Source organism: Stenotrophomonas sp. STEN046, assembly GCF_056759755.1.
Map to the genome: position 1 here is coordinate 74,588 of NZ_JBRRDR010000016.1, position 10,395 is coordinate 84,982.

Here is a 10,395-nt window from a genome sequence, read left to right on the forward strand (position 1 = left end):
CTCCTCAACGCGTAGCGAGCACGCGGTTCAGCAGCTGTGCCAGGTTCTCGCCCGCCAATCGCAGCTGCGTCTCGGCCAGCGGCCGGTAGCGCGCGGTGTATTCGTCACCGATCTTACGCGAGGCGGGATAAACGCCAGGTTGCACCGAAATGCGGCAGCTGGCTTCGGCCCAGCTGACCGGGTCACGCTGCGGATTGGACTGACGCGCCAGCTTCGGCGCCGGCAGCGCACGCAGCACGGGCAGGTAACCGGCATCGTCCAGCTTGCGGGTGTTGAGCATTCCGCTGTCCCACAGCGAGTGCAGGTTGGTGCCGCGGTTGCCGAACTGCAGCTGGAAATCGTTGCCGCCCTTGTCGTGTCCATAGCCCGCATGCATCGGTTGATGCACATCGCCCACCAGGTGCACGACAAACTTCAATGCCTGCAGGCGTTCGCCGTCGGTCAGGCTGCGGTCGGCCAGGATCGCACTCTGCGCCTTCAGTGCCTCGACGATGCAGTTGCCGCCCTTGCAGTGCTTGGGCGCCTCGTAGTGGCAGCCGTCCTCGGCGATGTTGACGTAATGCCAGCGGGCGGAACGACGGCCCAGGCCGGGGTCCTTGGCACGCAGCTGGTCGGCCCAGGGCGCGATGCTGGCCAGGGTGGCGCCGGGCTCGGTGGCCAGCAGGCGGTCGACCTCGGCACGCGCGGCGGGGGTGAGGCGGGCGTCGGCCACTTCGGCGACCAGGCGGTGGCCTTGCGCGCCCCAGGCATGGGCGGGGGCGGACAGGGTCAGCAGGGCCGGCGCGAGGGCGGCGGCAAGGAACAGGGAGTGCAGTGCTTTCATCTGCACATTCTAGCGGGGCGGCCGGCGCGGCGATTGATGCAACGCGGCCTCTCGCCACATCGCCTTGATGGGAGCCCCGTTACCGTGGCCCGGTCACGGGCGGGGAGGCGGCGATGACCATTACCGACAGGCGGATCACGGCAGGCCATCCGGCCGTGGAGGGGTTTCCCACCGCCTTCAACGCGCAGGTGGTCTGGCGCATGCGCTGGGCCTGCACCGTTGCCGCGCTCTTTTCGCTGGGGTTTGCGCTACTTGACCATGCCTGGCTGCCGCCGGACATACACTGGCCAGCAACGTGGCCGGCATCGTCGGCAGCTACATCTCCGAGCGCCAGGCGCGTGCCACCTACCGCGCCGAGCAGCAGCTTGATGCGCTGGCCAATCATGACGGACTGACCGGCCTGCTCAACCGGCGTGCCTTTGACCGCCGCGCCAACCAGATCTTCCAGGACTATCTGCGCACGCCGCATGCACCCGGCGCGTTGCGCATCGCAATGATCGATATCGACTACTTCAAGCGCTACAACGACCATCACGGGCATCCTGCCGGCGACACCGTGCTGCATGCGGTGGCGGTGACACTGGCCGCGCAGCTGCGCGGCAGCGATGCGGTGGTAGCGCGCTACGGCGGCGAGGAGTTCGTCGCACTGGGCTGCTGGCAGCCCGGCCAGCCGGAGTCGGCCCCGTTCGAGCAGCTGCGGCAGCAGGTGCAGGCGCTGGCGATCCCCCATGCCGATTCGGACGCAGCGCCGGTGGTAAGCGTGAGCATCGGCGTGGCGCGCTGGCACGACGACGGTGGCGACACGCTGGAGCAGGCCCTTTCGCGTGCCGATGCCGCGCTGTACCGGGCGAAGGAGGGCGGTCGCAACCGGGTGGAAGTGGCGGCGGACGAATGACCAGAAAAAGGCCCCGGCACACACATACCGGGGCAACATGCTGCGAGGGTTTCTGTTTTAGAACTTGAAGACGTAGGACGCGCCGTAGACCAGCGGATCGATGTTGACCGTACCGATCTTCTCGCCGTTCAACTTCACCTTGCTGTCGATGTCGATCCAGCGCATGTCCACGCGCAGCGCGCCCTTTTCGCCGATGGCGAAGTCCACGCCGGCATGTGCGGCCAGGCCCCACGAATCCTGCAGCTTCAGGCGGCTGTCCTTCAGCGCGCCGGTGGTGTCTTCACTGAAGAAGGTGGTGTAGTTCACGCCCGCGCCGATGAACGGCGACACCTTGCCCTTGCTGTTGAAGTGGTACTGCACGGTGACCACCGGCGGCAGCTGCTTGGTGCTGCCCACGCGGCCGAGGCCATTGATGTTGATGTCGTGCTTGAACGGCAGCGCGGCCAGCACTTCGATACCCAGGTTGTCGGCGATGAAGTACTCGCCGGTGATGGTCGGCTTGACGTCGTTGTCGACGTCCACCTTCAGGGTGCCACCGGCCAGCCAGCCATTGTTCGACTTCGGAGCGACCTGATGCACGCCGGCCGACATGGTCCAGTCGCCCTTGGACTGGGCCATGGCCGGGGCGGCGGCCAGGGAGAGGGCGGCGGCCAGGCTGGCCACGATAAGGGGATGGGACTTGCGCATGGGGGTGGTCTCGTTGCTGGGTGGATGCGGCCAGTCTCGGCCTCACGCCGCGCTAACGCTTTGATCCGGATCAAATCCTGACTGGCCGCCCGCCGGCCCGGCGCCGCTGGCCGGCGGTGGTCAAGGCCGGCCTGCTAGACTTGTGGGCCCTATCCATCCCGCCGCACCTGTCGCGGCCGCAGGAGCTTGAGAACATGGCAATCAAGGTTGGTATCAACGGTTTCGGTCGCATCGGGCGCAACGTCCTGCGCTCGGCGGTGCTGAACTTCGGCGACGACATCGAAATCGTGGCCATCAACGATCTGCTGGAGCCGGACTACCTGGCGTACATGCTCAAGTACGACTCCGTGCACGGCCGTTTCAAGGCCGATGTGGCCGTCGACGGCAAGGACCTGCTGGTCAATGGCAAGAAGATCCGCCTGACCCAGGAACGCGACCCGTCCAACCTGAAGTGGGACGAAGTCGGCGTGGACGTCGTGCTCGAAGCCACCGGCCTGTTCCTGGACAAGGTCAGCGCCCAGAAGCACATCGATGCCGGTGCGAAGAAGGTGATCCTGTCGGCACCGTCGAAGGACGACACGCCGATGTTCGTGTTCGGCGTGAACGACAAGACCTACGCCGGCCAGGCGATCATTTCCAACGCTTCGTGCACCACCAACTGCCTGGCGCCGTTGGCCAAGGTCATCAATGACAAGTGGGGCATCAAGCGTGGCCTGATGACCACCGTGCATGCGGCCACCGCCACCCAGAAGACCGTCGATGGCCCGTCCAACAAGGACTGGCGCGGTGGCCGTGGCATCCTGGAAAACATCATTCCCTCGTCCACCGGTGCGGCCAAGGCCGTCGGCGTGGTCATTCCGGAACTGAACAAGAAGCTGACCGGCATGAGCTTCCGCGTGCCGACCTCGGACGTGTCGGTGGTCGACCTGACCGTCGAGCTGGAAAAGGAAGCCACCTACGCCGAGATCTGCGCCGAAGTGAAGGCACAGAGCGAAGGCGCCCTGAAGGGCATCCTCGGTTACACCGAAGACAAGGTGGTGGCCACCGATTTCCGTGGCGAAACCCATACCTCGGTGTTCGACGCCGATGCTGGCATCGCGCTGGACGGCACCTTCGTCAAGCTGGTGTCGTGGTACGACAACGAGTGGGGCTATTCCAACAAGTGCCTGGAAATGGCCAAGGTCGTCGCGGCCAAGTAAGGCCCGCGAAGATCGCACGAGAAACCCCGGCCTGGCCGGGGTTTTTCGTTCATGGGGCAGGCGCTGTCGTAGCATGGGCCTGTCGGCCGCAGCCAATGGGGCGCGGAATCGCATCGGAAGGCGAGCAATGGAAGCACTGATAGCCCTGGTTGTACTGGTCCTGCTGGCCATTCCCCTGTTGCTGGTGGTGGCGCTTGTGATGATTTCCGGCCTGCGCCGGCGGGTGGCCGCGTTGGAGGCTGCCATCGTCGAGTCGCCAGTCGTGGCGCGTCCGCCATCGACGCCGGTTACCGCTGCCTCGCAGGCACCGCCGCGGCAGGCACCACCCGTGGCCGATCTCAGCGAGTCTTCCCTGCTGCGTCCGACGGCGGCCGCCACGGCGCCGCCGGCAGCGGCTGTCGTCGCAGCGCCGGTTGCCGCCAGCCCGTTGCCTGCACCGCCGCCGCCACTTCCACCCAAGCCGGTAGTGCCACCGCTGCCGGCTGAGCCCGCGCTGCCGAACGTCATCGAACGGGCTGTCGGCGCGGTCAAGCATTGGTTTACCCATGGCAACGTGCCGGTGAAGATCGGCATGCTGGTGCTGTTGGCCGGTGTCGCCGCGCTGCTCAAGTACGTCAGCGACCAGGGTTGGCTGGTGGTGCCGGTTGAACTGCGGCTGGCCGGCATCACGGTCGGGGCGCTGGGCCTGCTGGCCTTCGGCTGGCACCAGCGCGAACGCAGGCGGCTGTTCGCGTTGGCGCTGCAGGGCGGCGCCATCGGCGCGCTGCTGCTGACCATCTTTGCCGCGTTCAAGCGCTTCGAGCTGCTGGGTCCCGGTTTCGCCTTCGCCAGTTCCATCGTGCTGGTCGCCGGGCTGTGTGTGCTGGCGGTACTGCAGAATTCGCGCACATTGGCCGTGCTGGGCATCCTTGCCGGGTTCATGGCGCCGTTGTGGCTGTCGACCGGCAGCGGCAACCACGTGGGGTTGTTCAGCTACTACGCCGTGCTCAATGCCGGCATCTTCGCCATCGCCTGGTTCCGTCCGTGGCGCGCGTTGAACCTGCTGGGTTTCGCCTTCACCTTTGGCATCGGTACGTTCTGGGGCGTGCTGCAGTACGCGCCGGACAAGTTCGCCAGCACCGAGCCGTTCCTGCTGCTGTTCTTTGCCTTCTACCTGCTTATTCCGCTGCTGTACGCCCGTCGCCAGCCTGCAGAGCGGCGCGATCTGGTCGATGGCAGCCTGGTGTTCGGCACGCCGCTGGTCGCCTTCTCGCTGCAGGCGGGCATGCTCCATCAACAGCCGATGACGTTGGCGCTGTGCGCGCTTGGCCTGGCGGCGATCTACGCGCTGCTGGCACGTGCGTTGATCGCACGCACTGCCTATACCGTGCTGGCGCAGTCGCATGCGGTGCTGGCGGCGGGCTTTGCCACGCTGGCGGTGCCGCTGGCCCTGTCGGCACGTGCCACCGGTGCGGTGTTCGCGCTGGAAGGTGCTGGCCTGGCCTGGCTGGGGCTGCGCCAGAAGCGCTGGTTGCCGCAGGTTTCCGGCGCACTGCTGCAGCTGGGTGCCGCCTTCGCGTTCGTGGTGGGGGCCGATTACTGGCACCAGGACCAGCGCTTCCTGCTCAACCCCACCGCGATCGGCGCACTGCTGCTGGCGGTGGCGGGATTTGCCGCGGCATGGAGCTACCAGCGCCGGCAACGGCACGAGATCGCACTGGTGTACTACCTGTGGGGCCTGCTGTGGTGGCTGGGGGGCGTGTCGCATGAAATTGCCCGCTTCTTCCAGCATGCAGTGCAGGCCGACGCGGTGCTGGTGCTGGCGGCGGTCACCGCCTGGCTGGCTTCGGAGGCACAGCGTCGACAACCGGCGCGCGCGCTGGGCATCACCGCGCTGGTGATGCTGGCGACGGCGTTCCCGCTTGCCCTGCTGCAGAGCGATGCGCACCAGCAGCCCTTTGCCGGCTATGGCGCAGTGGCATGGGCGGTGTTTGCGGTGCTGGGCGTGCGCAGCCTGCTGTGCCTGCGCCAGGGCGGTGATGGCATTGCCCGCATCGCGCAGTTCCTGTGGTGGCTGTTGTGGCCGTCGCTGCTTTCGCTGCTGGCCCTGTGGGGCGGCGGTGATGCGCGCATGGCCCAGGGCTGGACCGCATTGCTGGTGACCCTGCCTTGGCTGCTGCTGGCTGCATTGTCGCTGTGGCGCTGGAACGTGCTGCGCTGGCCGTTGGGGGCGACCTTCGATCCTGCGCGCCTGCCGCTGCAGTGCGTGATCTTTGCCGTGGTGGCAGTGGCCTGGTTGGCCGGCCTGACATTGGCCGGCGATGCAACGCCGCTGCCCTGGCTGCCGCTGCTCAATCCGGCCGAACTGGCACAGTGGACCAGCCTGCTGCTGATCGCGCGCTGGTTGTACGGCGCACAGGCGCCGGCGTCGCTGCAGCGCCTGCGCGTGCCGTTGTTGGCACTGGCCGCTTTCATCGCCCTGACCAGTACGGTGCTGCATGGCGTGCACCACTGGGGTGGGGTGTCGTGGCGGCCGTCGATGGTCCGCTTCAGCCTGGTGCAGACCAGCCTCACCGTGCTGTGGAGCGTGCTGGGCGTGATCGCCTGGGTGTGGGGTTCGCGCCGGGGCCAGCGGGTGCTGTGGATGGTGGGTGCCGTGCTGATGGCGGTGGTACTGGCCAAGCTGGTGCTGATCGACCGCCAGCATCTGGGCAACCTGTTGGGAATTGCATCGTTCATCGCCTATGGCCTGCTGTGCACCGTGGTCGGCTATCTGGCGCCAGCGCCTCCGGGCGCGGCGCCTACCGTGGAGAAATCACAATGAAGAAGTGGAGCAGGGCGGTACTGCCCTTGCTGTTCGGGATGGCCGCTGCGGCGGTCGTACATGCGGCCGACTATCGCGCGCAGTACGCCGAGCAATGGCCGCTGAGCCTGTCCAGTGCGCAGTCCGGTGCTTATCGGGTGGTGCTGGAGCCAGCCATCTATCGACGCGCCGGCAGCGCCGACCTGGCTGACCTGCAGGTGTTCAACGCCGCAGGCCAGGCCTTGCCGTCCGCACTGCTGGCACCCGACCAGCCGCTGGCGCAGCCGCCGGTGCAGCGCGAGCTGCCGTGGTTCGCACTGCCGCCACTGGCCGAGGCCCAGCGCAACGACCTGCAGCTGTTGACCGAACGCGATACCGATGGCCGCGTGCGGCGGGTCGAGGCCCGGCTGGGAGGCGGTGCCGCGAGCAACGGGCAGGGCGGTTGGTTGATCGATGCCAGCGTGCTGGGGCAGCAACCGCTGGCGGCGCTGGTGCTGGACTGGGCAGAGCGCGACCAGCCACTGCAGGCGCAGGTGCAGCTCGATGCCAGTGACGATCTGCAGCACTGGCAGCCGATCGCCCGCGACGTGCCGCTGGTGGACCTGCAGCGGGCAGGCAAACGCCTGCTGCAGCGTCGCCTGCAGGTCGACAGCAACGTGCGCTACCTGCGCATCCTGCCGCAGGGCGAGGCACCTCTGCCGGAACTACGCAGCGTGCTTGCCGAGCTGCCGCCGGCACCGGCGACGGTGCCGTGGGAATGGTTGTCGTTGACACCGACCGCGCAGGGCAAGGGGGAATTCACCTTTGAACTGGACGGCCGCTTCCCGGTAACCCGTGCCGATGTTGCCAGCACGGACAACAGCCTGGTGCAGTGGACGTTGTTCAGCCGCGACGATGAAAGTGCCGAGTGGCAGCGTCGCAGTGCGCCCTGGATCGCCTATCAGCTGCAGCAGGGTGCACCAGGCCAGCGTCAGCAATCGGCGGCGCAGCCGCTGGGCGGCATGTACCGCGACCGTTACTGGAAGCTGGTGGCCAGCCCGGTGGAGACCACCAGTGCACCGACCCTGCGCCTGGGCTACCAGCCGGAAGTGATGGTGTTCCTCAGCCAGGGGGCTGCACCGTATGCGCTGGCCGTTGGCAGCACCACTGCGCGCCGGGCCGAAGCACCGATCGCGGTGTTGATCGAGGAGCTGCGCCAGCGCAATGACCCCTCGTGGCAGCCGACGCTGGCGCGACTGGAAGGTGCGCCGGAGACGCTGGCCGGCGATGCCGCGCTGAAACCGCAGCACGATTGGAAGGCGTGGTTGCTGTGGGCGTTGTTGGGGCTGGGCGTGTTGGTTGTTGGTGGGCTGGCGCTGAGTCTGCTGAAGCAGAAGCCTGCGCCTTCGGCGTGATTTCCAGCGAACGGCGCAGCCCCTCGTGGGTGGATGGTTGGTCGCGTAGTGCGAAAAGCCGCGCTTGGCCGGGGGGGGGGGGGGGGGGGGGGGGGGGGGCCGGGTTTATGGGGGCGGGGGGGGTGGGGGGGGGCCAGCCTCGCGGGCAACACCCGGGCCCCCCCCACCCGCCTGACCTCTGACAGTTTCCGGTTGCTTCCACCCACGGAAGAGGAAAAAGAAGAGCAAGAGCAGAAGCGGGTCGCTTCGCTCGACGGCCTTCTTTTTCCAACCGACATCAGAAACCGCTTTTGCCTTTGCTTTAGCCATCCGCTCCGCGTCATGAACCTGTCGAGGCCGGGGCGGTGGGGGCTCGCGGGGGCGTAGGCGCCATGGGCCCGAGGCATGCCTCGGGCGGGTTGGGCAGGACGCCCAACCCCGGTCTTGCCGTGTGCGCAGGACAGCGCACACGAGCAAGGCGCGCCCGAGCCTCCAGGGATGGATTCACGGCGCCCCCCCGCGATCCCACACTGCCCCGGCCCACATACAGCACCACGAAGCGCCAGCGCTCTGGCCGTTGCTGTTGCTGTTGGTCTCTGCCTGCCGCAGGCATCGCCACCCGATACAATGACCGCCTGCCGCCGTGCGGCATCCCATCTCCTGAGCCAAAGAGTTGCCCATGTCCATCGTCCGCATGACCGACCTCGACCTCTCCGGCAAGCGCGTGCTGATCCGCCAGGATCTGAACGTGCCGATCGAGAATGGCCGCATCACCTCCGAACAGCGCATCACCGCTTCGCTGCCGACGCTCAAGCGCGCGCTGGAGCAGGGCGCAGCGGTGATGGTGACCTCGCACCTGGGGCGGCCGAAGGAAGGCGTGTGGAGCGAGGCCGATTCGCTGGCGCCGGTGGCCCTGCGCCTGTCCGAACTGCTGGGCCGCGAGGTTCCGCTGGTGCGTGACTGGGTGGACGGCGTGGACGTGCAGCCGGGCCAGCTGGTGCTGCTGGAAAACTGCCGCATGAACGTGGGCGAGGGCAAGGACGATGAAGCGCTGTCGCAGAAGTATGCGGCGCTGTGCGACGTGTTCGTGATGGATGCCTTCGGTACCGCGCACCGCGCACAGGCCTCCACCCACGGTGTGATCCGCTTTGCCCCGGTTGCGGCCGGTGGCCCGCTGCTGATGGCCGAACTGGATGCACTGGCGCTTGCGCTGGACGCGCCGGCGAAGCCGCTGCTGGCCATCGTCGCCGGCAGCAAGGTCAGCACCAAGCTGGAACTGCTGGCCAACCTGGTCGGCAAGGTCGATCAGCTGATTGTCGGTGGCGGTATCGCCAACACCTTCATTGCTGCGGCCGGCTACAAGGTGGGCAAGTCGCTGTACGAGCCGGACCTGCTGGATACCGCCAGGAAGATCGTCGCCGATGCCAAGGCGCGTGGCGCCGACATTCCGCTGCCGGTGGACGTGGTCACCGCCAAGCAGTTCCTGCCCGATGCTGTCGCTGAAGTGAAGCCGGTTGATGCCGTTGCCGAGGACGATCTGATCCTGGACATCGGGCCGCAGACCGCCGCCCAGTACGCGCAGCTGATCCAGAAGGCCGGTACCGTGGTGTGGAATGGCCCGGTCGGCGTGTTCGAATTCGAAGCCTTCAGCAAGGGCACAGAAGCCTTGGCCAAGGCCATCGCCAGCTCGCCGGCGTTCTCCATCGCCGGTGGCGGCGACACCCTGGCGGCGGTCGACAAGTTCGACATCGCCAAGGATGTCAGCTACATCTCCACCGGTGGTGGCGCATTCCTGGAATTCCTGGAAGGCAAGACCCTGCCGGCCGTGGCTGCACTGGCGGCGCGCGGCGCGTGATGTCCGCAGCCCCTGGCATTGAAGCGCAGCCTTCCGTGCTGTTCTTCGACATGGATGGCACGCTGATCGATTCGGAAGTGGGCATCACCACCTGCATCGCCTATGCGCTGCAGAAGATGGACCATCCGGTGCCGCCGCAGGAAACCCTGCTGGGCTGGATCGGTCCGTCGTTGCGCACCACCTTCGGCCCGTTGTTCAACGATCCGGAGCGGGTGGAGCAGGCGGTGGCGTTCTACCGCGAGCGTTTCGACGTGGAAGGCTGGCGCGAGCACACGATCTATCCGGACATCGAGGCCGCCGTGCGTGCGCTGCATGCGCGCGGTCATCGGCTGGCGGTGGTCACTGCGAAGAACGAGCCGCATGCCCGCCGGATCGTCGAGCATCTGCCGTTCGGCGATCTGTTCGACGAGGTGATCGGTTCGACGCCGGACGGGTCGCGCAGCAGCAAGCCGCAGCTGGTCGGCGAGGCCCTGCGTCGCCTGCAGCTGGCGCCGGAACAGTGCTGGATGATCGGCGACCGTCGCATGGACATCGAAGGTGCGCGCCACCATGGCCTGCGCAGCATCGGTGTGCTGTGGGGCTTTGGCGGCGAGCAGGAGTTGACCGAAGCCGGTGCCGGGCAGTTGGCGCGTGATCCGGCGCAGCTGCTGGCATTGCTGGCCTGAGGAAAACGATTGCGCTCGCCGGGCATGGCCCGGCGCTACCGGGCGGGATGGCGTGATGCCGCTCGCCCGGTGTTGATCGGGGCTGCGCTGCGGGTAGCGCCGGGCCATGCCCGGCG

Annotated in this window: 8 protein-coding genes; 6 read left to right on the forward strand and 2 right to left on the reverse strand. The window is 67.3% G+C overall.

Annotated features, from left to right (window positions below; translation table 11 throughout):
• Positions 1-4: 4 nt before the first annotated feature.
• The gene (locus ACVOLJ_RS10035; protein ID WP_475280171.1) at positions 5-823 is read right to left on the reverse strand and encodes a S1/P1 nuclease; all 819 of its coding nucleotides are present in this window, start codon (positions 821-823) and stop codon (positions 5-7) included.
• A 295-nt stretch (positions 824-1,118) separates the two neighbouring features.
• On the opposite strand from ACVOLJ_RS10035, the gene ACVOLJ_RS10040 reads away from it, so the two are divergent.
• A complete protein-coding gene (locus ACVOLJ_RS10040) occupies positions 1,119-1,718 on the forward strand; it encodes a GGDEF domain-containing protein (protein ID WP_475280170.1) in 600 nt (199 codons plus the stop codon).
• Between the two features lie 57 nt (positions 1,719-1,775).
• On the opposite strand, the gene ACVOLJ_RS10045 is transcribed toward ACVOLJ_RS10040, so the two are convergent.
• On the reverse strand, positions 1,776-2,405 hold the full coding sequence (locus ACVOLJ_RS10045) for an OmpW/AlkL family protein (protein ID WP_475280169.1): 630 nt from the start codon (positions 2,403-2,405) through the stop codon (positions 1,776-1,778).
• A 194-nt stretch (positions 2,406-2,599) separates the two neighbouring features.
• On the opposite strand from ACVOLJ_RS10045, the gene gap reads away from it, so the two are divergent.
• The 5 genes from gap to ACVOLJ_RS10070 all read left to right on the forward strand — a co-directional run bounded on the left by gap (position 2,600) and on the right by ACVOLJ_RS10070 (position 10,279).
• The gene (gene gap, locus ACVOLJ_RS10050) at positions 2,600-3,604 is read left to right on the forward strand and encodes a type I glyceraldehyde-3-phosphate dehydrogenase (protein ID WP_025874252.1); all 1,005 of its coding nucleotides are present in this window, start codon (positions 2,600-2,602) and stop codon (positions 3,602-3,604) included.
• Between the two features lie 127 nt (positions 3,605-3,731).
• Positions 3,732-6,407: a DUF2339 domain-containing protein gene (locus ACVOLJ_RS10055; protein ID WP_481564061.1), complete on the forward strand. Its 2,676-nt coding sequence runs from the start codon at positions 3,732-3,734 to the stop codon at positions 6,405-6,407.
• Positions 6,404-7,780: a DUF3999 domain-containing protein gene (locus ACVOLJ_RS10060; protein WP_481564062.1), complete on the forward strand. Its 1,377-nt coding sequence runs from the start codon at positions 6,404-6,406 to the stop codon at positions 7,778-7,780. Before ACVOLJ_RS10055 ends, ACVOLJ_RS10060 begins: the two co-directional genes overlap by 4 nt.
• 658 nt (positions 7,781-8,438) lie before the next feature.
• A complete protein-coding gene (locus ACVOLJ_RS10065) occupies positions 8,439-9,614 on the forward strand; it encodes a phosphoglycerate kinase (protein ID WP_475280166.1) in 1,176 nt (391 codons plus the stop codon).
• Entirely contained in the window at positions 9,614-10,279 is a 666-nt protein-coding gene (locus tag ACVOLJ_RS10070; RefSeq protein ID WP_475280165.1) for an HAD hydrolase-like protein, read from the forward strand. The genes ACVOLJ_RS10065 and ACVOLJ_RS10070 overlap by 1 nt, the downstream gene beginning before the upstream one ends.
• Positions 10,280-10,395 lie beyond the last annotated feature (116 nt).